Origin of the sequence: Duganella sp. BJB1802, assembly GCF_013369445.1 — a bacterium.
Lineage (GTDB): Bacteria > Pseudomonadota > Gammaproteobacteria > Burkholderiales > Burkholderiaceae_D > Rugamonas > Rugamonas vulcania_A.
Genome location: NZ_JABWEF010000004.1, coordinates 140,842 through 162,918, shown reverse-complemented (window position 1 = coordinate 162,918; position 22,077 = coordinate 140,842). Strand labels below are relative to the sequence as shown.

General features: G+C 66.9%; 22 protein-coding genes and 1 tRNA gene. 10 read left to right on the top strand and 13 right to left on the bottom strand.

Features of this window, described 5'->3' with window-relative positions:
* Window position 1 precedes the first annotated feature (1 nt).
* The gene (locus tag HUX88_RS08450) at window positions 2–1,324 is read left to right on the top strand and encodes a sigma-54 dependent transcriptional regulator (RefSeq protein WP_176361479.1); all 1,323 of its coding nucleotides are present in this window, start codon (window positions 2–4) and stop codon (window positions 1,322–1,324) included.
* A 55-nt stretch (window positions 1,325–1,379) separates the two neighbouring features.
* Here the strand turns inward: HUX88_RS08450 and HUX88_RS08445 are convergent, their stop codons facing one another.
* On the bottom strand, window positions 1,380–1,931 hold the full coding sequence (locus tag HUX88_RS08445) for a cytochrome c5 family protein (protein WP_176361478.1): 552 nt from the start codon (window positions 1,929–1,931) through the stop codon (window positions 1,380–1,382).
* Window positions 1,932–2,135: 204 nt separating this feature from the next.
* Between HUX88_RS08445 and HUX88_RS08440 the strand changes: the two genes are divergently transcribed.
* Both HUX88_RS08440 and HUX88_RS32945 read left to right on the top strand, forming a co-directional pair.
* A tRNA-Arg gene (locus HUX88_RS08440) sits at window positions 2,136–2,211 on the top strand.
* A gap of 277 nt (window positions 2,212–2,488) precedes the next feature.
* Window positions 2,489–2,620 (top strand): hypothetical protein, encoded by a 132-nt coding sequence (locus tag HUX88_RS32945; protein ID WP_301547061.1) that lies wholly within the window; start codon window positions 2,489–2,491, stop codon window positions 2,618–2,620.
* 59 nt (window positions 2,621–2,679) lie between these two features.
* Here the strand turns inward: HUX88_RS32945 and HUX88_RS08435 are convergent, their stop codons facing one another.
* From HUX88_RS08435 to HUX88_RS08420, 4 genes are all read right to left on the bottom strand, one after another.
* Window positions 2,680–3,741, bottom strand: coding sequence for a type II asparaginase (locus HUX88_RS08435; RefSeq protein ID WP_373886622.1), 1,062 nt, complete (start codon window positions 3,739–3,741; stop codon window positions 2,680–2,682).
* Window positions 3,742–3,846: 105 nt separating this feature from the next.
* On the bottom strand, window positions 3,847–4,854 hold the full coding sequence (locus tag HUX88_RS08430) for a porin (protein ID WP_176361477.1): 1,008 nt from the start codon (window positions 4,852–4,854) through the stop codon (window positions 3,847–3,849).
* A 396-nt stretch (window positions 4,855–5,250) separates the two neighbouring features.
* Entirely contained in the window at window positions 5,251–6,663 is a 1,413-nt protein-coding gene (locus HUX88_RS08425) for an ATP-binding protein (protein WP_176361476.1), read from the bottom strand.
* Window positions 6,660–7,337: a response regulator transcription factor gene (locus HUX88_RS08420; protein ID WP_176361475.1), complete on the bottom strand. Its 678-nt coding sequence runs from the start codon at window positions 7,335–7,337 to the stop codon at window positions 6,660–6,662. Before HUX88_RS08420 ends, HUX88_RS08425 begins: the two co-directional genes overlap by 4 nt.
* 112 nt (window positions 7,338–7,449) lie before the next feature.
* On the opposite strand from HUX88_RS08420, the gene HUX88_RS08415 reads away from it, so the two are divergent.
* Genes HUX88_RS08415 through HUX88_RS08400 form a run of 4 tightly spaced genes read left to right on the top strand, consistent with a single transcriptional unit; the run spans window position 7,450 to window position 13,281 of the window.
* The gene (locus HUX88_RS08415) at window positions 7,450–8,622 is read left to right on the top strand and encodes an efflux RND transporter periplasmic adaptor subunit (RefSeq protein ID WP_176361474.1); all 1,173 of its coding nucleotides are present in this window, start codon (window positions 7,450–7,452) and stop codon (window positions 8,620–8,622) included.
* On the top strand, window positions 8,622–11,708 hold the full coding sequence (locus tag HUX88_RS08410; protein WP_176361473.1) for an efflux RND transporter permease subunit: 3,087 nt from the start codon (window positions 8,622–8,624) through the stop codon (window positions 11,706–11,708). The genes HUX88_RS08415 and HUX88_RS08410 overlap by 1 nt, the downstream gene beginning before the upstream one ends.
* Window positions 11,702–12,022 carry a DUF3240 family protein gene (locus HUX88_RS08405; RefSeq protein ID WP_176361472.1) on the top strand — a complete coding sequence of 107 codons (321 nt, stop codon included), beginning with the start codon at window positions 11,702–11,704 and terminating at the stop codon, window positions 12,020–12,022. Before HUX88_RS08410 ends, HUX88_RS08405 begins: the two co-directional genes overlap by 7 nt.
* Window positions 12,019–13,281 (top strand): TolC family protein, encoded by a 1,263-nt coding sequence (locus HUX88_RS08400; RefSeq protein ID WP_229219248.1) that lies wholly within the window; start codon window positions 12,019–12,021, stop codon window positions 13,279–13,281. Before HUX88_RS08405 ends, HUX88_RS08400 begins: the two co-directional genes overlap by 4 nt.
* On the opposite strand, the gene HUX88_RS08395 is transcribed toward HUX88_RS08400, so the two are convergent.
* The gene (locus HUX88_RS08395; RefSeq protein ID WP_176361470.1) at window positions 13,278–13,961 is read right to left on the bottom strand and encodes a cytochrome b/b6 domain-containing protein; all 684 of its coding nucleotides are present in this window, start codon (window positions 13,959–13,961) and stop codon (window positions 13,278–13,280) included. The genes HUX88_RS08400 and HUX88_RS08395 overlap by 4 nt on opposite strands.
* A 259-nt stretch (window positions 13,962–14,220) precedes the next feature.
* Between HUX88_RS08395 and HUX88_RS08390 the strand changes: the two genes are divergently transcribed.
* Genes HUX88_RS08390 through HUX88_RS08380 form a run of 3 tightly spaced genes read left to right on the top strand, consistent with a single transcriptional unit; the run spans window position 14,221 to window position 16,740 of the window.
* Entirely contained in the window at window positions 14,221–15,693 is a 1,473-nt protein-coding gene (locus HUX88_RS08390; protein ID WP_176361469.1) for a pilus assembly protein TadG-related protein, read from the top strand.
* Between the two features lie 5 nt (window positions 15,694–15,698).
* Entirely contained in the window at window positions 15,699–16,151 is a 453-nt protein-coding gene (locus HUX88_RS08385; protein WP_158568756.1) for a TadE/TadG family type IV pilus assembly protein, read from the top strand.
* Between the two features lie 4 nt (window positions 16,152–16,155).
* The gene (locus HUX88_RS08380) at window positions 16,156–16,740 is read left to right on the top strand and encodes a TadE/TadG family type IV pilus assembly protein (RefSeq protein WP_117012509.1); all 585 of its coding nucleotides are present in this window, start codon (window positions 16,156–16,158) and stop codon (window positions 16,738–16,740) included.
* A 1-nt stretch (window position 16,741) separates the two neighbouring features.
* Here HUX88_RS08380 and cobA read toward each other — a convergent pair whose 3' ends face one another.
* The 7 genes from cobA to cbiE are packed head-to-tail and all read right to left on the bottom strand — an operon-like array spanning window position 16,742 to window position 22,077.
* Window positions 16,742–17,458, bottom strand: a complete 717-nt coding sequence (cobA, locus tag HUX88_RS08375) for a uroporphyrinogen-III C-methyltransferase (protein ID WP_176361468.1) — start codon at window positions 17,456–17,458, stop codon at window positions 16,742–16,744.
* A gap of 26 nt (window positions 17,459–17,484) precedes the next feature.
* On the bottom strand, window positions 17,485–17,826 hold the full coding sequence (locus HUX88_RS08370) for a ferredoxin (protein ID WP_176361467.1): 342 nt from the start codon (window positions 17,824–17,826) through the stop codon (window positions 17,485–17,487).
* On the bottom strand, window positions 17,823–18,806 hold the full coding sequence (gene cobJ, locus HUX88_RS08365) for a precorrin-3B C(17)-methyltransferase (protein ID WP_176361466.1): 984 nt from the start codon (window positions 18,804–18,806) through the stop codon (window positions 17,823–17,825). Before cobJ ends, HUX88_RS08370 begins: the two co-directional genes overlap by 4 nt.
* Complete coding sequence (locus HUX88_RS08360) at window positions 18,803–19,207, bottom strand: cobalamin biosynthesis protein (protein WP_176361465.1); 405 nt, start codon at window positions 19,205–19,207, stop codon at window positions 18,803–18,805. Before HUX88_RS08360 ends, cobJ begins: the two co-directional genes overlap by 4 nt.
* Window positions 19,204–19,968, bottom strand: a complete 765-nt coding sequence (locus HUX88_RS08355; RefSeq protein WP_176361464.1) for a cobalamin biosynthesis central domain-containing protein — start codon at window positions 19,966–19,968, stop codon at window positions 19,204–19,206. Before HUX88_RS08355 ends, HUX88_RS08360 begins: the two co-directional genes overlap by 4 nt.
* Window positions 19,965–20,759, bottom strand: a complete 795-nt coding sequence (gene cobI, locus HUX88_RS08350; RefSeq protein WP_373886771.1) for a precorrin-2 C(20)-methyltransferase — start codon at window positions 20,757–20,759, stop codon at window positions 19,965–19,967. Before cobI ends, HUX88_RS08355 begins: the two co-directional genes overlap by 4 nt.
* A gap of 1 nt (window position 20,760) precedes the next feature.
* The gene (gene cbiE, locus HUX88_RS08345; protein WP_176361462.1) at window positions 20,761–22,077 is read right to left on the bottom strand and encodes a precorrin-6y C5,15-methyltransferase (decarboxylating) subunit CbiE; all 1,317 of its coding nucleotides are present in this window, start codon (window positions 22,075–22,077) and stop codon (window positions 20,761–20,763) included.

Genomic DNA, 22,077 nt, shown 5'->3' with positions numbered 1-22,077 from the left:
AGTGCAGGCAATCCTGATCGAAGACGAAGCCGCGCTGCGCCTGGCCACCAGCCAGACGCTGGAACTGGGCGGCTTCAGCGTGCAGGCCTGTGCCAGCGCCGAGGAAGCGCTGGCGCTGCTGCGCGCCGACTATCCCGGCGTGATCGTCACCGACGTGCGGCTGCCGGGCCGCTCCGGCCTGGAGCTGCTGGCGCAGGCCGCCGCGCTGGATGCGGAACTGCCGGTCATCGTCGTCACCGGCCACGGCGACGTCGAGATGGCGGTGGCCGCGATGCGCAGCGGCGCCTACGACTTCATCGAAAAACCGTTCGCGGCCGAGCGCCTGCTGGACGCGGTGCGCCGCGCGCAGGAACGCCGCCGGCTGGTGCTGGAAAACCGCCAGCTGCGCAGCGACCGCGCCCAGCATCCCGACGTGCCGGACCTGGTCGGCCGCTCGGCCGCCATCGAACAGTTGAAAGTCCTGATCCGCAACATCGCCCCGGCCGGCGTGGACGTGCTGATCAACGGCCAGACCGGCACCGGCAAGGAAGTGGCGGCGCGCCTGCTGCACGCCGCCAGCGGCCGCAAGGGCAACTTCGTCGCCATCAATTGCGGCGCGCTGCCGGAATCGGTGTTCGAGAGCGAAATCTTCGGCCACGAGGCGGGCGCCTTCACCGGCGCGCAAAAGCGCCGCATCGGCAAGCTGGAGTACGCGCAGGGCGGCACCGTCTTCCTCGACGAGATCGAGAGCATGCCGATGGCCTTGCAGGTCAAGTTGCTGCGCGTATTGCAGGAACGGCGGCTGGAACGATTGGGCGCCAACGACACCGTCGCGCTGGACTGCACCATCGTCGCCGCCACCAAACTTGATCTATTACAGTTGAGCGCGCAGGGCCAGTTCCGCGAAGACCTGTACTACCGGCTCAGCGTGGTCGGCATCGAGCTGCCGCGCCTGCGCGACCGGCGCGACGACATTCCGCTGCTGCTGGCCCACTTCACCGCCGACGCGGCCGCCCGCTACCGTCGCCCGCTGCCGCAGTGGAGCGCGCAGCAGATGGCGCAATGGCAGGCGGCCGAGTGGCCAGGCAACGTGCGCGAGTTGCGCAATTTCGCAGAGCGGCTGGTGCTGGGCGTGGCCGCCGCCGCGCCGCCGGTGGTGGCGCAGGCCGAAGCCGGGACGCTGTCGCTGCCGCAGCAGGTCGACCAGCACGAGCGGGAGCTGATCGTGCAGGCGCTGTCGGCGGTGGACGGCAACGTCGCGCTGGCGGCGGACAACCTGATGGTGCCGCGCAAAACCCTGTACGACAAGCTGAAGAAATACCAGATCGCCGCCGGCCGCAAATAGTCGGGGCGTAAAAAAACCGGCCGCTTGGGGCCGGTTCTTCAGGAAAGGCGGGCGCTTACTTGGCTGGCGCCGAAGCCTCTGGCGCGGCGGCCGCAGGGGCTGGTGCCTGAGGTTCCTTGAACGAGGCGCCGCCCTTGTTGGCCATGTAGACCACGGCACGGGCCACTTCCACGTTGTCCAGATCAGGGTTGCCGCCTTTGGCCGGCATGGCGCGCAGGCCTTCGATGGCGTGCTTGAGCACGGTATCGTAGCCTTGGGCGATACGTGGGCCCCAGGCGCCGGCATCGCCGAACTTGGGAGCGCCTGCCGCGCCGCTGCCGTGGCAGGCCGCGCAGGTCGAGGTGTAGATGGCTTCGCCGGTCTGCAGCACCTTAGGTGCGTTGGCATCTTTCAGCGTAAAGCCGGTGTCGGCAACGGGCGCGATGCGGGTCGCGACTTCTTCGGCGGTCTGGCTGTTGGAGCCGGCGCCGGTCAACTTGTCCGTGGTGACGTACTGCACCAGCAGGATGATACCGATGACTACAACACCAAAGAAGCCGACGACGGCAGCAACCAGCTGCTTAGGCGTTCTGATGGGGGATTCGTGTTCGTTGTGTGCGTCGCTCATGATTTCCTTAACAGACTAATTTCGAAGCCGGGTGGCGAGAGAAGAAATGTATCAACCAGCTGCCTTGCAAAACCTTCACCAAACGGGCGATTATAGACTCAAAAATGCCTGCATGGAAACGCAAAGATGCTCAAAACGACACTTTCCATGGACGACTCTCGATAAAACCGGTATCCTACGGCACACCTCAGAAATTCCCCCAGCGCGGCTGTAGCTCAGTGGATAGAGTATTGGCCTCCGAAGCCAAGGGTCGTGGGTTCGATCCCCGCCAGCCGCACCAAAATTCCTCATGTATATCAATGATTTAACTATCGCGTTGCTCGGCAATGTGATGCGTTAATTCGCGCACGTTGGCACACTAACTGTGCCAAAGTTGTGGGGGTTGCGGTGTTGCGTTTCAGGCATTGTCCACTGCTCTTCAGCTTGCATCAGAGCAGCGAGCGAAATAATGGATCGGCCCAATTGTGTGAGTTGTATTTGGTGGTAGTGTGGTGAAAAACACAGCATTATCGTTAATGCACTGAATGCAGTAACGATTTCAATTTGGGGAAGTCATCATGCGAAAACTGCCGCTCATCGCCATTATTGTTTTGCTTGCCTTAATCGCGGGCTACTTAGCGCTGGATCGGAGCGAGAAGAATACGGCTCAGGAGCGGAGTAAGGCTTTCGAAAAGAACTTCGCCAAGTAGAGCACGGCACAGACGCGCCGGCGGGGCGGGCAGACTGGCCCCCCGGCGTTTCCCAAGTCTTAGTAGGTGTAGAACATGCGCTGGATTTCCTTGCTGTCGCTGGTCTTGGTCAGAGCCAGCATCAGCAGGATGCGCGCTTTTTGCGGGTTCAGCGTGTCGGACACGACGAAGTCCAGCGCGTCGTCGTTGGCCTCGCCGTTGCGGGCCACGATGCCCTGGCCGACGCGGGCCGAGCGCACGATCAGCACGCCTTGCTTGCGGGCCGCGGTCAACGATGGCGCGACCTTGGACGCCAGGCTGCCGTCGCCGACGCCGGCGTGGATGATGCCCTTGGCGCCGGCGGCCACCAGTGCGTTCAGCGCGACAGGGCCGACGTTGGCGTAGCCGTAGACGATGTCGACCTGCGGCAGCGCGTCGAGCTTGCTGATGTCGAACTCGGTGTCCACCGTGTGCTTGCGGGTCGACACATGGTAGAAGTAAGGCTTGTTGCCCTGGATGTAGCCCAGCATGCCCAGCTCCGGCGTCTTGAAGCTGTCCAGCGTCGAGGTGTTGGTCTTGGTGACGTCGCGCGCACCCTGGATCTGGTCGTTCAGCGCCACCAGCACGCCCTTGCCGATGGCTTCCTTGCTGGCCGCCAGCAGCACCGCGTTGTACAGGTTGATCGGGCCGTCGGCCGACAGCGCGGTGCCCGGACGCATGGCGCCGACCAGCACCACCGGCTTATTGCTCTTCACCACCATGTCGAGGAAGAAGGCGGTCTCTTCCAGCGTGTCGGTGCCGTGGGTGATGACGATGCCGTCCACGTCCGGCTGCGCCAGCAGCGTGTTGACGCGCTTGGCCAGCACCAGCCAGTGTTCGTTGCTCATGTTTTCGCTGGCGATCTGGAATACTTGCTCACCCTTGACTTGCGCGACCTTGGCCAGTTCCGGCACGGCCTGGATCAGGCGGTCGACACCAACCGTGGCGGCGGTGTAGCCGACCGTGGTGGTGGTGGTGGCGCCGCTGCCGGCGATGGTGCCGCCGGTGGCCAGGATGGTCACATGGGCCGATGGCGCGGCGTCGGCGGCGTGGACCGCAGGAACGGCCCCTGCCAGCAGCGCCATGGCGCACAGCGCGGACATCAGACGGGAGGAAATAGGAACGAACATAGTGTCTCCAAAATAAACAAGTGGTTTGGGATGGGGCCTGGTCCCGACAGGGAACGAACCCCGGTGGTGCTTTGTGGCTTAGAACTTATGGCGGATACCGACCGACAGTGCCCGCGATCCGTTGCCGGCAGCCGGCGCGCTGCCGCCGCTGGAGGCGTCGCCCACCACATTGGTGGCGGCCGATTCGTTGCGGATGGTGCCGAATGAACTGTAGAGGTTGGTGCGTTTGGACAGCGCGTAGGTATAGCCCACCGCGAACTGTCTTCCGCCCCGCTCGGTCGAGGAACGGTCCTGCTTCTTCACATACGAGGCCAGCAGCTTGCCCTGTCCGAACGGCACAGAGGCACCCAGCAGGAAGTCGCGGAAATCGCCGCCGACGTCGTCCTTTTCGGTTTCAAACGCGGCGTGCACGGTCGCGGGGCCGAAGTTGTAGCTGGCGCCCAGCAGGACTTCTTTCAACGTGTTGAACGAAGTGACCTTCAGGCTGTCATAGGCCAGGGTTCCCACCAACGGGCCCGCGGCGTAGTCGATGGAGAAAGCGATGGTGCGGCCCAGGGTGCTGTCGCCGGGCTGTTCGCCGAAGCCATACATCACGGTGGCCGATAGTCCATTCAGCTTGGGCGTTGCATAGCTGACGGTGTTGTTGGTGCGCGCCGTGCCGATGCTCATCAGATTGGTGGCGGAGCCGGTAAAGCCGGTTTCAAACGGGTCGATGCCGTCCAGCGCGATGAAGATCGGGTTGCATTGACGGCCCAGGTTGACGGTGCCGGCGCTGGTGGTCAGGCCGACATAGGCGTGGCGGCCGAACAGGGCGCCGTTCTGGCGCGCCTTGCCGGTGTCGAGATCGAGCCCGTTCTCCAGCACGAAGTGGGCGTTCATGCCATTGCCCAGGTCTTCCTGTCCCTTGAAGCCCAGCCGGCTGCCTGACTGCACGCCGCTGGCCAGCTTGGTGACCGCGCCCTCGGCGCCCCCTGTTTCGCGGGTGATGCCCGCGTCCAGTATGCCGTAGACGGTGACGCCGGATTGCGCGGAGGCGGCACCGGCTGCGGAGGCGATCAAGAGGCCAGCTACTAATGATGTTTTCATAAACGATCCAATAAGACTATACGATGGTTGTCACGACGCGACCGGGAAATCGAGGATGCAGCGATCCCCGCCGGACCAAGGTCCGGGCTCGGTCAGCCGTGAAGTTAGCGATGGAGTGGCGCGCGATCGGCGCCGCCGGCCTGGCGGTGCCGGCGCTTGCGTCAGGAAGCCGGCCTGCGCGTTCGTGCGGGAATAATTGTGTTCATTTTGTCTCCGTTTTATTTATAGTAAAAAGCGATTCGAAGCGGACCACCGCCATCGAATAAACTTTTCACAACAGAGATAGCACTATCCATGCCATGGGAATGGCACGCCGGGCTGTTGAACCAGGCCATTGATTACATGAGGTTTTTTTGAGATGGGTGGGGCCGGGCGCCGGTGCCGGAGTATGAATTTTCATACCCGGATATTGAGCCGATTCTCAATTTCCTTATCGCCGCCGTGATCCGCCGAAGCGGGAAAGCTGACCGTGACGGCCAGCCCGACACCGTCCACGCCGTCGTCGAGCCGGACCGAGGCCCCGTGCATGGCGGCGATCCGGCTGACGATGGACAGGCCCAGTCCGCTGCCCGGCATCTTCGCGCCGGGCAGGCGGAAGAACCGTTCGAAGACCCGCTCCCGCATCGCCGGCGGAATGCCCGGCCCCGAGTCCGCCACGCGCAGATAGCTGTGCCCACCGGCCTGGCCGCAGCTGACCACGATACGCCCCGGCGCCGGCGTGTAGCGCACCGCGTTGTCGACCAGGTTGCGCAACAACATGCGCAGGCTTTCCCGTTCGATCCGGCACGGGGCGCGCGCAACGTCCACCTGCAATTGATGGCCGGCCGCCAGGCTCTGCCAATGAGGCCGCTCCTCGGCCAGCAGCGTCGCCAGGTCCGCTTGCTCCAGCGCCACGCCGTGGCTGTCCTGCGGATCGAGCTGCGCCAGCGTCAGCAATTGATCGACCAGCCTGCTGGCGCGGTCCACGCTGGCGTTCAGGCCGGCGATGAATTCCTCGCGCTCGGCCGCGCTGCGCGCCCGTTGCATGACCTGCAGATTGGTCTTGATGGCCGCCAGCGGCGTGCGCAACTCGTGCGCGGCGTCGCCGGTGAAGCGCTGTTCGTACTCCATGGTTTGCCGGACCCGGCCAAACAGGCGGTTGATCGCCTGTAGCAGCGGAAACACCTCGCTCGGCGCGCCCTCCAGCGGGACGTCCGCCAGATCGTTGGGAGTGCGCGCGCCGACCTCGTCGGCCGACACCTGCAGCACCCGGAAAACCCGGTCGATGCACAGCCAGATCGCCAATCCGGCCAGCATCGCCAGCACCACGCCAAGGCCGCCGGCCTTGTAGAAAAACCGGGTGCTGATTTCATCGCGGTGGCTGCTCGGCTCGGCCACCTGGATCTGCACCGTGCGGCCCGCGTTCCAGCTGGTGTAGAGGCGGCTGCGGTGGCCGTCCACCCGCGCCCACGAATATCCCTCCGGTGCGTCGACCGAGAACGCGGTGGAGGGCGCGCCGCCGTTCTTGTACAGCAGGCGCCGCTGCGCATCGCGGATCTGGAACATCAGGTAGCGGTGGTGGTCCGGGTGCTCGGAGATCTTGAGGTCGATCGCCAGCGAGGTGCCATGCTCCCTCGCCTCGTTCTCGGCCAGCGACAACAGCAGGTGCGCCGTTTCCGCCAGCGACTGGTCGAACAGTTCCTGGCTTTCCCGCTGCGCCTCGCGGTAGACGATGAACGCGCTGCCGCCCCACAGGGTCAGCGTCAACGCCAGCAGCACGCCCAGCAGCAAACGCCGCAGCGACCAGCGCGGCACGGCGGCCGCGCTCATGCGCCCGCCTCCGGCGCCGGCTTGTCGATGCAGTAGCCGACCGCGTGCACCGTGCGTATCAGCGTCCGCCCCAGCTTCTTGCGCAGGTGGTGGATGTGGACCTGGACCGCGTTGCTTTCGACCTCCTCGCCCCAGCTGTAGAGTTGATGCTCCAGCTGTTCGCGGCTCAACACCCGGCCGCTGTTTTCGACCAGCGTCAGCAGGACCCCGAATTCCCGGCTGGTCAGCGCGACCGGCTTGCCGGCCTGGGTCACCTGGCGGGCGGCGACGTCGAGCACCAGGTCGCCGTGCACCAGCTCCTCGCGCAGGCGCCCGGCGGCGCGCCGCGACGCGCTGCGGATGCGGGCCGCCAGCTCATCCAGATCAAATGGCTTGACGATGAAATCGTCGGCGCCGCCGTCAAGGCCGGCGATGCGCTCCGGGATCTTGTCGCGGGCGGTCACGATCAGGATGGCGCCGCCGTAGCCGGCTTTGCGCAGCGCATGCAACGCTTGCATGCCGTCCTGACCCGGCAAGCCCAGGTCGAGCAGGATGCAGCCATAGTCGTGCAGCCGCACCGCCGTGTGCGCGTGTTCGGCCGACTGCACCCAGTCCACCGCGTAGCCGGCTTGTTCCAGCCCGATCTGTGTGGCGCGTCCCAGCTGGGGGTCATCTTCTGTGAGCAATATACGCATGATGCGATCTCGTCGTTTGGCTGCTGTCCAGCGTAGGCGGCAGTTGTTAAGAACTTCTTAATATCTGCTCACCACCATCATACCCACTGATGCCCTCCAAGGAAATTACTCCATGATGTACCCTCCATCCCCTGCGGCCTTGCTCCGCCTGCTGGCCTTGGCGTCCCTGCTGGCCGGCCCGGCCCGCGCCTGGAGCGCGGAGGCCGTGGCGCAGCTGCCGATGAACGCAAAGCAGATCAGCCGGGCCGGCATCGCGACCGCGCCGGCGGTCGCCGCCCAGGCCGGCGCGGCCATGTCCGTCGGCGATGCCGTCGTGTTGTCGGGCACCGTGGTCGCGCCGGCCGATGCGGTGGTCCTCGCCGCCGCGGCCGCCGGCGGGGTGGTTCAGCAGGTGCACAGTGTTTCGCTGCAGCGCGTGCGGACGGGCTCGGCGCTGGTCACCTTGTTCAGTCCAGCGTGGATGGAAACGCAGCGCGAATACGTCCAGCTGTCCACGCAGTCCCGCCTGGCGGCCGACAAGCGGCAGCGTGACGAAAACCTGTTCGCCGAGGGCGTCATCTCCCGCGCGCGGGTGGAGGAAAGCCGCGCCGCCGCGCAGCTGGCCAGGCTGGCGGCCGACCAGCGGGCGCAGATGCTGCGTGCCGGCGGCCTGGACGCGGCGGCCATCCAGGCGCTGTCGGCCGGTGCGCAACCGAGCCCGCTGCTGACCGTGCGCGCGCAAAGCGCGGGGACGCTGATCGAGTTGCCGGTCACCGTGGGGCAGCAGCTCGACGCCGGCATGGCGGTGGCCAAGATCAGCCGCGACGGTCCGCTGTGGGTGGAGCTGCAAGCGTCGGCGCGGCAGATGTCCATGCTGGCGGTGGGCGATCTGCTCGATGTCGCACAGTGCGGCCAGTTGCGGATCATCGCGCTGTCGCCGCAGGTGAACAGCGCCAACCAGACAGCGCAGGTGCGCGCCCGCCAGCTCGAACCGCAAGGGTGCCTGAAAATAAACGCCTTCGTGGAGGCGCGCCTGGTCAGGCCGCCGGCACAGGGCGCGTCGCTGCTGGTGCCCGCCGCCGCGCTGGTGCGGCGCGGGACGGCCAATTACGTCTTCGTGCGCAACGCCGCCGGCTTCCAGGCCGTGCCGGTCGTCAGCGGCGCGGCAGCCGGCGACCAGCTTTGGGTGCGCGGCGCGATCGCCCCCGGCGCGCAGGTCGCGGTGCGCGGACTGGTTGCGCTCAAGGGCGCCTGGGCCGGCCTGGGAGAACCGGCCGGCGCCCCCGCGCCGCAGGGGAAACCGTGATGCTGGGCCGGTTGATCGCTTTATCCCTGGCGCAGCGCCTGCTGGTGCTGGTGCTGGCGGCGTTGATGGTGGCGGCGGGTATCAAGGCCGCCGGCGAACTGTCGATCGATGCGTTTCCGGATGTCTCCAGCACGCAGGTCAAGCTGATCCTGAAGGCGCCCGGCATGACGCCGGAGGAGGTCGAGGCGCGCATCGTCGCGCCGATCGAACAGGAGCTGCTGGGCATACCGCGCCAGGCGGTGCTGCGCTCGCAATCGAAGTACGCGATCGCCGACATCACGCTGGACTTCGAAGAGGGCACCGACGTCTATTGGGCGCGGCAGCAGGTCAGCGAACGCCTGGCCTCGGTGCTCAAGGACTTGCCGGCGTCGGTCAGCGGCGGGCTGGCGCCGATCACCACGCCGTTGGGCGAGATCTTCATGTTCACCATCGAGGGGCCGCTGTCGCTGATGGAAAAGCGCACGCTGCTGGAATGGACGATCCGCCCGCAGTTGCGCAACATCGCCGGTGTCGCCGACGTCAATTCGCTGGGCGGCCAGGTCAAGAGCTTCGAAGTCGTGCCCGATCCGGCCGCGCTGGCGGCGCGGCGCATTTCGCTGGCGCAGCTGCAGCAGGCGCTGGAGGCCAACAACCGCAGCGACGGCGCGGGCCGGCTCGGCAGCAACGAGGAATCCCTGCTGATCCGCAGCGACGCCAGCATCCGCACGCTGGCCGACGTCGCCGCCATCGCGATCGTCAACCGTGGCGGCGCCGCCGTCACGGTGGGACAGGTCGCCACCGTGCGTATCGGCCAGCTGACGCGCTACGGCGCGGTCACCCAGAACGGCAAGGGCGAGGCGGTCGAGGCGCTGGTGCTGGCGATGCGCGGCGCCAACGCCCAGAGCGTCGTCGACCAGGTGCGCGCCCGGCTGGCCGAGATCGGCCGCTCGCTGCCGGCCGGCACCACCATCAGCACCTTCTACGACCGGGGCAACCTGGTCGAGCGCGCCGTCCACACCGTCGCCAAGGCGCTGCTGGAGGCGACCGTGCTGGTGGTGGTGCTGCTGTACGTCTTTCTCGGCAACCTGCGCGCGGCCCTGGTGGTCGCCTGCATCCTGCCGCTGTCGGCGCTGGGCACCTTCCTGCTGATGCGCCACTACGGCCTGAGCGCCAACCTGATGTCGCTCGGCGGCCTGGCCATCGCCATCGGCATGCTGGTCGACGCGGCGGTGGTGGTGGTGGAGAACATCGAGGCCCACAGCGGCAAGGCCCAGCCGGGCATGTCGCGCCTGCATGTGATCTACCGCGCGGTGCGGGAGGTGGCGGTGCCGGTGACGGCCGGCATGGTGGTGATCATGATCGTCTTCCTGCCCCTGCTGACGCTGCAAGGGCTGGAGGGCAAGCTGTTCGCGCCGGTCGCGCTGACCATCATCTTCGCGCTGGCGGCGTCGCTGCTGCTGTCGCTGACCGTCATTCCGGTGCTGTCGTCGCTGCTGCTCAAGGCCCAGCACGGCCCGGCGCCGCGCCTGGTGCGGCGCATGGAGGAGGGCTACCGGACGCTGCTGGGCCGGGCGCTGCGGCACGAGCGCCTGGTGACCGGCGTCGCCGTCGCCGCGCTGGCCGTGGCCGCCGGCCTGTTCATGGTGGTCGGGAAATCGTTCATGCCGGTGCTGGACGAGGGCGACATCATCATGCAAATCGAAAAGCTGCCGTCGGTGAACCTGGCCGAATCGGCGCGCCTCGACATGGCGATCCAGCGCAGCATCCTGGCCGAAGTGCCCGAGGTGCGGCGCATCGTGGCGCGGCTTGGATCGGACGAGCTCGGCCTGGACCCGATGGGCCTGAACGAGACGGACACCTTCCTGGTCCTCAAGCCGCGCGCCGAATGGCGCAGCCAGCGCAAGGAGGACTTGATCGACGCCCTGCGCAAGGCGACGGCCGACTTCCCCGGGGTGAACATCAGCTTCACCCAGCCGATCGAGATGCGTACCTCGGAAATGCTGTCGGGCGTGCGCGGCGACCTGGCGGTCAAGGTCTACGGCGCCGATTCCGCGACGCTCGGCACGCTGGCGGCGCGCATCGTCAACGTGGTGCAGGCGATACCGGGCAGCGAGGATGTGCTGACCGTGAAGAACGAAGGCGTGCAATATCTGCAGGTCGACATCGACCGGGTCGCCGCCGGGCGCCTGGGCCTGAGCGCCGAGCAGGTGCAGGCGGACCTGCGCACCCTGATCGAGGGCCGCGTGGCCGGCGTCGTGATCGAGGGCGGCAAGCGCCTGCCATTGCTGATCCGTGGCGGCGAGCGGCTGCAGCTTTCCGCCGAGTTGTTCGGACAGCTGCGCCTGCCGCTTGCCGACGGCGAGTCCGTGCCGCTCAGCCAGCTTGCGACGCTGCGGCACGTGGACGGCCCCGTCAAGATCGAACGCGAGAACAGCAGCCGCCTGGCGGTGGTGCGCGCGAACGTGCGGGGCCGCGATCTGGTGGGCTTCGTCGACGAGGCCAGGCTGGCGGTCGCCAGGCAAGTCCAGCTTCCGGCCGGATACCGCCTGAGCTGGGGCGGGCAGTTCGAGAACCAGCAGCGCGCCGCCGCACGGCTGGCGCTGGTGGTCCCGGTCGCGCTGGCGCTGATCTTCCTGCTGCTGTTCAGCACGCTGCACAGCATGCGGCAGGCGCTGCTGGTCTTCGTCAACATCCCCTTCGCGCTGATCGGCGGCGTGGTGGCGCTGGCCGTCACCGGCGAATACCTGTCGGTGCCCGCGTCGGTCGGCTTTATCGCCCTGATGGGCATCGCCGTGCTCAACGGACTGGTGATGATCACCTGCTTCAACCAGCTGGTGGCGCGCGGCATGGCGTTGCCGGAGGTGGTCAGCCAGGGCGCGCTGCGCCGCTTCCGGCCGGTGATGATGACCGCCTGCATCACCGGCCTGGGCCTGGTTCCGCTGCTGCTGGCCACCGGCCCCGGCTCGGAAATCCAGAAGCCGCTGGCGATCGTGGTGATCGGCGGGCTGCTCAGCGCGACCTCATTGACACTGATACTTTTGCCTCTGCTCTTCCGCCGCTTCGGCGTCAAGGGCCCGGCAGCAACCCAAGCGGGACCATCATGCTGAAACAAATTTCCAACGATAGCTTGCTGACGCTGGCGATCCCGGCCGCCCTTGAAGAGGACGTGCTGGACTTCCTGCTGTTGCACCCGGAGTGGGCGACGGGCTTCTCCGTGGTCGCGGCGCAGGGCATGGGGAAGGGCGCCGTGCTGCGGTCGGCGATGGAGCTGGTGCAGGGACGCAGCGGCCGAAAGCTGGTCCTGGTCGCCGGCGTCGGCGCCCATCTCCAGTTGCTGCTGGAGGCCCTGGCCAACGAGATTCCCAGCCCCGACGTGACGTACTGGCTGAGTCCGTTAAGCGCTTGCGGGAGGCTCGCATGAGACTCCGGCTTGCCAAACTGGCGTTCGCCCTGGCGGCACTGGGCAACACCAACGCGTGGGCCGGTGGGACGGCATTGCCGCTCGCGGGCGACATGTTGTTCGGGCTGCCGCGGGAGCAAACGGTGAGGCAGCTGCTGTCGCAATTGCCGCAGCTGCGCATCGGCGCCCTCAACAACCAGCTCGCCGGCGCGGAGCAGGCGAAACTGGCGGCCGGCCCCGGCGAATGGGTGGTGCGGGGCGGCGTGAGCCGGCGCAGCGTGCTCGACGGAGACCGCTATCGCGAGCAGGAACTGGCGGTCGAGCGCAGCGTGCGCTGGTTCGGCAAGGCGGAACAGGACCGCGCGGTTGGTGAAAAGGGCATGGCGCTGGCGCAGGCGCAACGGGCGGACGCCTGGCATGAGGCGGGCCGCGCGCTGATGCAGGACTGGTATGAGGCCCTGAAGGCGCAAGCCACGCTTGAGCGTTTAAGGGAACAGCATGCGCTGATCAAGCAGTTGAGATCGATCGCCGAAGTGCGCGTGAAGGCCGGCGACGGCGCGCGGCTTGAACTGATGCAGGCAGATACCGAGTTGCGGCGGGCCGATGCCTTGATCGAGCAGGCCGATCAACAAGTGCAGCACGCGCTGACCTTGTTGGCCACCAATTATCCCGGTCTGCCGGCGCCGCAGCTCGCCCAGGTGCCCGATCCGCAGCCGATGCCATTGCAGCGGCCGGAACAGCTCGCGCGCATCCTGGATGACAATCACGAGCTGGAATTGGCGCAGGTGGAGGCCCAGTGGTACGGCTTGAAGGCAAAGCGCGCGGCCAGCGAGCGGATGCCCGATCCGACGATCGCGATACGCGCCGGCCGCGAACGCGCGGGCCAGGAACGCACCATCGGCCTGACGCTGTCGATGGCACTGCCGGGTGGCGCCCGCGATGCCGAGAGTTCGGCTGCCTACATCCGGTCGCAGATGGCGGACGAAAGAGTGGCCCAGGTAAGAACCAAGGTCACGCTGGCGGCGCAGCGGGCCGTGACCGAGCAGGAATACAGCTACCAGGTATGGACCAGCCTTCGCGCGGTCGAACAGCAGAGCGACCGCCAGGCGCGCTTGATGGAACTGGGCTACAAGGCCGGTGAATACACGCTGGCCGAAGCGCTGCTTGGCCGCCGCCTCGCGATGGAGGCGGCGCTGGCGTCGCAGATCGCGAGGATCGCGGCCGTCGCCGCCAGCGCCAGGGTGCAGCTTGACGCCCACGCGCTGTGGGCAATCGATTAAGACCTGGTGTGTTCCGCGGCCTCGCGGCCGGCTGCCGGTGCGTCCGCATGGCTCCCTTGCCACCACCACAACGCCAGCACCGCGAGCAAGAGCAGCAGGGCGGTGCCGGTGCGCAGCCCCTGTGCCTTGACGCCGGGCGCGGCGTGTTTGCGTCCGGTCAGCATGGACTTGGCCAAGTTCTCGCGGTGAATAAAGCTGGCAACAAGCACGCCGGCGATGTGGACCAGGACCACGGCCAGCATCAGGTTGGCGATCAGCTCGTGAACGTCCTCCATCCATTCGCCGGCCCGCTCGGTGTACAGCAGCCAGCCGGACCCGGCCAGCGCCATGGCTATGCCCAGCATCAGCACGATGGCCACCGCACCGGCCGGATTATGGCCGGTGAAATGTTGCGGGCGTCCGTGCAGCATGGATCGCAGGTAGCTCAGCGTCGCCTTCGGTCCCCGCACGAAGCTGGCGAATCTGGCGTAGTACGTGCCGAAAAATCCCCAGAGGATGCGAAAGCAGACCAGCGCCGCCATGGTGTAGCCCAGCGTGACGTGGACCCGGCGCCAGTTGTCCGCCTCGGCCGTCAGGTAGGCCCCGGCGAAGCTGAAGGCCATCAGCCAGTGAAATATGCGGACTGGCAGATCCCAGACGCGAATTTGAGGGGGCGTGGCCCCGGAATAAATGTCGTTCATGTGATGCTCCTGTAGGTTGGTTGCCAATCCGCAGGACCGGATCGAGGGCGGCACCGCGTTGGCACAAGCTGATCGTCGTCGTCGAACATTAAGGAATTCTGAACTGGGTCCAAGCGCATCCCGTCGCCATGCATGGCATTGCAGGGATCCTCTTGCCTTTTATCAATTCCATCGGCCGCAGACTGACTAGAATCGGCGCTTGAGCACGCGTATTTCGCGGCGGCAATTCGATTCGACAGCTAAGGCTTTTGGAGGCGGCATGACCGGGACGGCTGGATCGCTTGGAGAGGGACGAGATCGGCAGCAGGGCGCCATCGCCCTCATGTTCGCCCTGATGCTGGTGGTCCTCGTCGGATTCGTCGGCATGTCGCTCGACCTGGGGCGGGTGTACAACCGCAAGCTGGATCTCCAGGCCCTGGCCAATGCCACCGCGCTCGCGGCGGCCCGCCAACTCAATGGCACCTCGGCCGGCGTGACGAACGCGCTTGCCCAGGCCGCCAGTGCGGCGAGCGCGTTGAAATACCAGTACAACCAGCAATCGATCAGCTGGAACAGCGCCGCGCTGTCGTTCAGCAGTTCATCGACCGGCGGCTGGGTCGATGCGGGCTCCGCACAAGCCGCGCCCAGCGGCCTGCTATTCGTCAAGGCCGACACCAGCAAGCTGGACGCCTCGCTTGCCACCATCAGCCTGGTGTTCATGCGTGTCCTTTCGGATGAGCTGACGTCCAGCAGCGTCGGTGTGACAGCGGTGGCCGGCCGCTCGACGATCGGCGTCGCGCCGATCGCGGTGTGCGCGCTGTCCAACACCGCCGCCGCCGCACGCGTCAATCCAGGACCGCCCGCGTACAGCGAATTGACCGAATACGGTTTCCGGCGCGGTGTCGCCTACGACCTCATGCAGCTCAATCCCAATGGCACGACGCCCGAGAATTTCGTTGTCGATCCGTTTGATCCGCCCGGTGTCTACGGAACGGCAAGTAACACGGCGCCTGGCGTTGTCGGCCCCTACGCTTGCACGGGCAAATTGGCGATACCCAGGGTTACCGGCGCGCCGATCACGGTCGGCCGGCCGTTTCCCCTCGCGTCGCTGGTCAACCAGCTCAATTCGCGCCTCGACCAGTTCAGCGGATCGCTTTGCTCCTTTGTCACCGCGCCGCCGGATGCGAATATCAAGTCCTATGTCTACAACACCGCGATCTCGTGGATGACCACCACGCCCGGCGCCCAAGGCGCGGCCTCGACGACCAGCGGCGGCAAGTTGTGGACGGTCGCCGATCCCCTGCCGGCCCTCGCGGGCACGACCGCGGCGATGTACGGCCCGCTGTGGGCCTATGCGCGGGCGGTGCCCTACAGCTCCTATGTGCCGGGAGCGGCGGAACCGGCCAACGGCTACACACCCTTTAACACCAGTGTCTGGAGCTCGCTGTACAAGCCCGGTGTGCCGGTCGCCACCGCCTCCTATCCGTCCGGCGTGTTGACGCCCTACACCACGTTAAGTGTCAGCTTTTTCCAGGCGCCGTCCGCCGCCCACAAAGGCATCGCCAATCGCCGCGTGCTGAATGTGGCTTTATTGTCTTGCCCGGTGGGAGCGGGGACGACCACCACCGCCACCGTGCTCGGCATAGGTAAGTTCCTGATGACCGTTCCGGCGACCACGACCACGCTTTTCGCTGAATTCGGCGGCCTGGCCACCGAGCAATCGCTGGGCGGCGCGGTGGAGTTGGTTCAATGAGACCCATGGACCGCGCCCCCCATGCCACCGGCCGCCAGCGCGGGATCGCCGCCGTCGAGCTGGCGCTGATATTGCCTGTCCTGCTGATACTGCTGGTATTCCCGCTCTTCTTCGGCAGGCTGTTCTGGCACTACGGCGTCATGAACCGCGCAGCGCAGGATGCCGTCCGCTACCTTTCCGTCATACCGCTGAGCGAGATCAAGAATACCGCGCGGGCGCCCGCCCTTGCCGCAGTCGCCCGGTCCATCGTGGATGCCGAACTAGCCGAGCTTGCACCCGGACCGGATGCGATTCTCGTGACGATCGGATGCGATGCGGTCCAGTGCGGAGGCTTCGCTGTGCCCACGACGGTCAACGTGGCAATCCAGCTGCAGTTGACGGACATTTTCTTTTCCAACGTGACGTTGATGACGATACCGTTGACGGTCAATGTCACCTATCCTTACGTGGGAAGGTAGCCATATGTTCCCGCAACAAAAAATCCAGGCACAAGGCGGGGTGGTTGCCGTTGAGTTCAGCCTGGTGCTGATGCTGTTTCTCGTCATGGCCGTCGGCGTGATCGAATGCGCGCGCGCCATGTATCTGTACAACACCCTGGAGATGGTGACCCAGCGCGCGGCGAGCCTGGCCGCGAACGCGGATTTCCGCGATGCCGCCGCCATGAACGCCGTGCGTCAGAAAGCCGTCTTTCGTAGCAGCGCCGGCACCCTGATGCTGGGCGCCCCGATCACGGACGCGCATGTCCGCATCGACTACCTGGCGCTGACCTACGCCGGCGCGCCGGCGATGACCGAGATCCCTGCCGCTTCGCTGCCGGCGTGTACCGTCAACAACCGGATCACCTGCATGAAGGATCCCAACGATGCCAGCTGCATCCGCTTTGTGCGCGCGCGGATATGCGATCCGGCGGTGACGGACACCTGCAACCGCGTGCAGTACCAGGCGCTGCTGTCATTGGTGAGCTTGCCGTTGAGCTTGCCGAATGCGACCGCCATCGCCAACGCGGAAACGCTGGGCGCCACGCTCGGCGCCGCGCCGTGTCCCTGATCTAGTCCACCTGCTGATGCACGCGGGCGCGCATCGCTTCGCCGATCATCACCAGCACCGGGCCGGCGGGCATGCCCAGGCCCTGCGACAAAGCGGCGATGTCCATGCGGTGGATGCGCTGGTCGGCGCGGCTCACGTTCTCGATCACCACCACCGGCGTATCGGGCTTGCGGCCATGCGCCAGCAGGCGTTCGGCGGTGGCGATGGCTTCGCGGCCGCCCATGTACTGCACCAGCGTGTCCGTGTTGGGGATCGCGTCGAGCTCCGCGTGCTCCGGCGCGGTGGAGGAGGTGAAGAACGCCACGCTGCGCGCCACCCCGCGCTTGGTCAGCGGCTGTTTGGACGCCGCCGCCGCCGCGACGGCCGTGGTCACGCCCGGCACGATCTCGACCTCGATGCCGGCTTCCTCCAGCGCCCGCAACTCCTCGTCGGCGCGGCCGAACAGCATCGGATCGCCGCCCTTCAAGCGCACCACCATCCCGGCGCGCGCGGCGCATTCGAGCAAATGCTGGTTGATGACCTGCTGCGCCACGGAGCGTTGGCCGCTGCGCTTGCCCACCGCGATCAGCTCCGCCTGCGGGCACAGCGCCAGCATCTCTGGCGTGACCAGCGCGTCGTGCAGCACGATGTCGGCCTGCGCCAGCAGCCGCGCGCCGCGCACGGTGATCAGGTCCTGGGCGCCGGGGCCGGCGCCGATCAAATACACTTTCCCTGCCATTTGCTTCTTTCGTTGACTGCTTGCGCTCAGCTTTCGCCGGCCTGGTGGAATATCAAGTCCTCCACCCGCTTGCCGTCGCGCAGGTGGTCGTTCACGATGCGGTCCATATTATCGGAAGTGACGTTGTAGTACCAGGTTCCATCCGGCTGCACGCAGACGATAGGCCCGCCCTTGCAGGCGGCGAAGCAGCTCACGCGGCTGCGCTTGACGCGCAACTCGCCCTCATTGAGCCCGGCCTCCTTGAGCTTTCCGCCCAGGCTGTCGAACAAGGCCTGCGAGGCGCCATCCTCGCTGCAGCGCGGGCCGGTGCACACCAGCAGGTGGCGGTGGTAGTTGCCGATCTTCGGCTTGACGACGGCTTCCGTCATGTTTCGCTCTCCTCGACGGCGGGCGCCTCAGCTTCCCACGGTTCCTCCAGCGTGGCGCGGATGTAGTCGGCCGGCAGGCGGTGGCGGGCGGCCAGCAGCTCGATGCTGTCGCCGGCCGCGTGTTCGGCCTGCAGCGTGTCCAGCCAGCCCAGAAGGCCGGTGGACAGCGAGCGGCCAGCGCGTTCGCCGTCGCGGGTGGCGCCGCCTTCCTCCATGTCGTACTTGTTGGCGTAGCCGCGCGGCGTGACCATCAGGCCGTGGCGCACGAAGGTGTTGCTGTTGCCGATCAAGACGGTGCTGAGCATGCCGATGTCGGCGTCGGCCATGTGGTCCAGCGTGGTGAAGACGATGTTCTGCCGGCGGCGGTAGCCGCTCTTGACGATAGCCACCGGCGTATCGGCGCGGCGGTGCCGCAGGAACAGGCGCTGCGCCTCGACGATCTGGCGCGTGCGGCGGCCGCTCTTAGGGTTGTACAGCGCGACCACGAAATCGGCCATGGCCACCGCGTCCAGCCGGCGCGCGATGGTCGGCCATGGCGTCAGCAGGTCCGACAGCGAGATGGCGCAGAAGTCGTGCGTGAGCGGCGCGCCGACCAGTGCCGCGCAGCTGTTGAGCGCCGAGGCGCCGGGGATGATCTCGACCTGCACCGCGTCGTCCGGCGTCCAGCCGGATTGGAACAGCACCTCGTAGGTCGGCCCGGCCATGCCGTAGACGCCGGCGTCGCCCGACGAAATCAGCGCCACCTTCTTGCCGGCGCGCGCCGCCTCCAGCGCGCTGACGGCGCGGTCCAGCTCCTCGGTCATGGACTTGCGGATGATCTCCTTGCCCTCGATCAGATCGGCCACCAGCTTGATGTAGGTAACGTAGCCGATCACCACGTCGGCTTCGGCGATGGCGTCGCGCGCCCGTTGGGTCATGTGCTCCACGCTGCCGGGGCCTATGCCGACCAGCATGATCTTGCCTGCGCTTGTTTCATTCATGGTTGTATCCTTGCGATGGAGACGGTGGCGTTGCGGCCATCTGCGCCTTTGTGTTTGTGTTTTTCGACGACCAGCGCGGTCATCGGCGTATCGGGTCCGGCGGCCAGCAACGCCGCCGCCTCGCTCACCGACGGCGTGCCGGTGTAGTGCCGCACGGTCTCCGACGGATGCGGCACTTCCACCGCCGCCAGTTCGTGCGCTTCATAAAAATGCAGCGGCCAGCCGTGTTCCTGCGCCAGCGCCAGCAGGGCCGCTTCGTCCTTCTTGAGCATGATGCTGGCGGCGGCCACCACCTGCGCCGGTTGCGCGCCCGCAGCGGCCAGCGCGTCGCGCACCGCCTCGCGCACGGTGTCGAGCGCCACGCCGCGGTCGCAGCCCAGGCCCATGGCGTATCGCGTCATGCCGCGTTGTCCTGCGGCGGACGATAGACCACCAGCCGCTCGTTGAGCGCCTGCCAGCGTTCGTCCGTCACCTCGGCGTGCGTGACCCACAACAGCGCTGCGTAACGGTCCAGCGGAACCTCCTCGAAGCGCGTGAAGCGATGAATGTTTTCAGGCAGCGGCGTGGGCCGGGTCCACCAGTCCGCGCTGCCGGCTTCCTGCACGAAGGCGATCGGCTCGCCGTTGACCACGTGTGCGGACACGCGCGTGATGTTGATCTTCGGCGCCTCCACCTTCCAACCGAGGTGGCGTCCGAGAATATCGACCGGGATGGTGCGGCCGACGTCGGACGCGGTGGTCAGCACCGGCGCGGCGCCCAGCAGATCGGCCACGCGCTCGCTCCACTCGTTGGCGCCGCCGACGTGGCCGGACAGGACCGGGATCACGTACTGGCCGGCGTCGTCGACGACGATGATGCCGGGGTCTTCGTCCTTGCTGCGCAGGTGGGGCGCGATGAGGCGCGCCACGGCCCCCAGCGAGACGAAGAAGATGATCTGGTCATAGCCGGCGAACAGCGGGCCGATTTCGTCGCGCAGCGCGCCGTCGTAGGCGCGCACGGTGTTGGAGGCTTCCGCGAAGGTGGCGGCAAACTTTGCCGAGGTGCAGATGTCCGCTTCCGGCAGGTCGGCGGCCAGGCGCGCGGCCTGCGCGGCGCCGTGTTTGGTGATGGCGACCAGGCATACGCGCGGGGCGGCCTGGTTGGTGGTGGTCGCTGTGGTCATGCGGTCTCCGTCAGAGGTTGAGGGCCGTCCTTCTTCAGGCAGCCCTTGATGCGTTCACCGCGTATGCGGTGCGTGTGTTTGACGATCAGCAGCGACAGGTAGCTGACCTTGGTGCCGCGCAGCGACAGGATGTCGTTGCCGCTGAAGCGGCGTTCGTCCGGCGCGCCGACGCGTTCGATGAAGTGCGCGCCGTCCAGCAGCTCGCGCCGTTCCAGCCAGTCGATCAGCTCATCCATCAACGGCTTCACCTTCATCAGTACCAGCGTGTCGAAGTCGGGCAGCAGGCGGTCCACCGCGCTCACGCCGTAGGCGGCGGGCACGATGGCGACCGTGTCGTCCTGCTCCGCGAACGGCACCGGCACCTGCGCGCAGGCGGCGGTGAAGGCGTTGACGCCGGCGATGATCTTCACCGGCACTTCCTCATCGATCGCGCGCACGGTGCGGGCCAGGTGGCCGAAGGTGGCGTAGGTGCTGGCGTCGCCCTCCACCAGGAACAGCACGTCGCGGCCGGCGCGCAGCCAGGGCAGCACGGTGTCGGCGGCCTTGAGCCATGCGCGGCCCAGCTTCTCGCCGTCGTGCGTCATGGGGAACAGCAGCTGCGTGTGCTGCTCCGGCGGCGGCAGGCCGGCGCGCTGCACGATGTCGAACGCGTAGCTCGGCGTCTTGCCGCTGCGGGCGGGGTAGACCCAGATGGTATCGCGCCGTTGCAATGCGTCCCATGCGGCGCGCGTGATCAGGCCAGGATCGCCGGGGCCGAGCGAGATACCCCACAGGGTGCCGGGTTTGGTCATGTCATTCATCGGCGGCCACCTTCGCTTCGGCGCGGCGGGCGCAGACGATCCACACGGGATTTTCGGCGGCCATGCGGTGCATGTGCAGAATCGGCTTGCTGCGCGCGGCCTGCAGTTGCAGCACGTCCCATTCCACGCCTTCCATCGCTTCCAGCGTGGCGGTGGCGGTGGCGAGGTTTTCCAGCGTGACGAAGTTCATCACCAGCGTCCCACGTGGGCGCAGGCGGGCGATCACGCCGCTGATCAAGCCAGCCAGCTCGCCGCCCGAGCCGCCGATGAATACCGCGTCGGGATCGGGCCACGCATCCAGTCCTTCCGGCGCCTTGCCGAGGTACAGGCTGTAGTTGCTGACGCCGAAGGCCGCGTGGTTCTGCCCAGCGATGGCGAAATCGGCTTCGTTCTTTTCGGTCGCGTAGACATGGCCTTGCGGGCAAAGCCGCGCCGCTTCCAGGCCCACCGATCCCGAACCGGCGCCGATGTCCCACACCACGCTGTCGGCGCGCAGCTGCAATCGCGCCAGGCTCACGGCGCGCACCTCCTGCTTGGTTATCAGGCCTTTTTCCGGCTGCCGCTGCGCAAACTCCGCGTCGGCGAGGCCGAAGCGCACCGGCTGCGTCGCCGGCGTCACGCGCCACAGCAGCACCACGTTCAGCGCGGCGAAGCGCATGCCGGCCGCTTGCTGCGGCGTGAGCTCGGCCAGCACGCGCTCCTCAGGTTGCAGAAGGTTCTCCGCCACCGCCATCAGGAAATCGTCTCCCAGGCCTTCGGCCAGCAGCAGCCGCGCAATGCGGTCGGGGCTATTGTCAGGGCTGGTCAGCACCAGCAGGCGCGCATGCTGGCGCGCCGCCTGGGCCAGCGCGTACAGGCCGTGGCCAGGCACGCTGCCGCGCTGCCATTCGCCGGCGTCGCGCGCGTGCACGGAGACGATGCGCGCGTCCTGCCATGCGAGCCCGATGCGCGCGCACGCCAGCTGCAGCGTCGACAGGTTGGGCAGGATGTCCAGCGCCTCCACGCACAGGTGCTGCGCCAGATAGGGCGCGATGCCGTGGCACAGCGGATCGCCGGTGGCCAGCACCACGCAGGACAGGTTGTCTGCCCGCGCGGCGCGCACCCATTCGGGCACTTCCTTCAGTTTTCCGGTGAGGTCGTGGCGCATGGCGCCGGGTTTGAACTCGCGCTCCAGCAGGGCCAGCGTGCGTGCGCCGCCGATCAACACGTCCGCGCTGCGCAGCAAGGCCAGCGCGGTGGGACTCAGGCTGGCGATGCCGTCATCGAGTACGCCGATAACGCGGCAGGGGTTGGGGTCTTGTGTATGCAT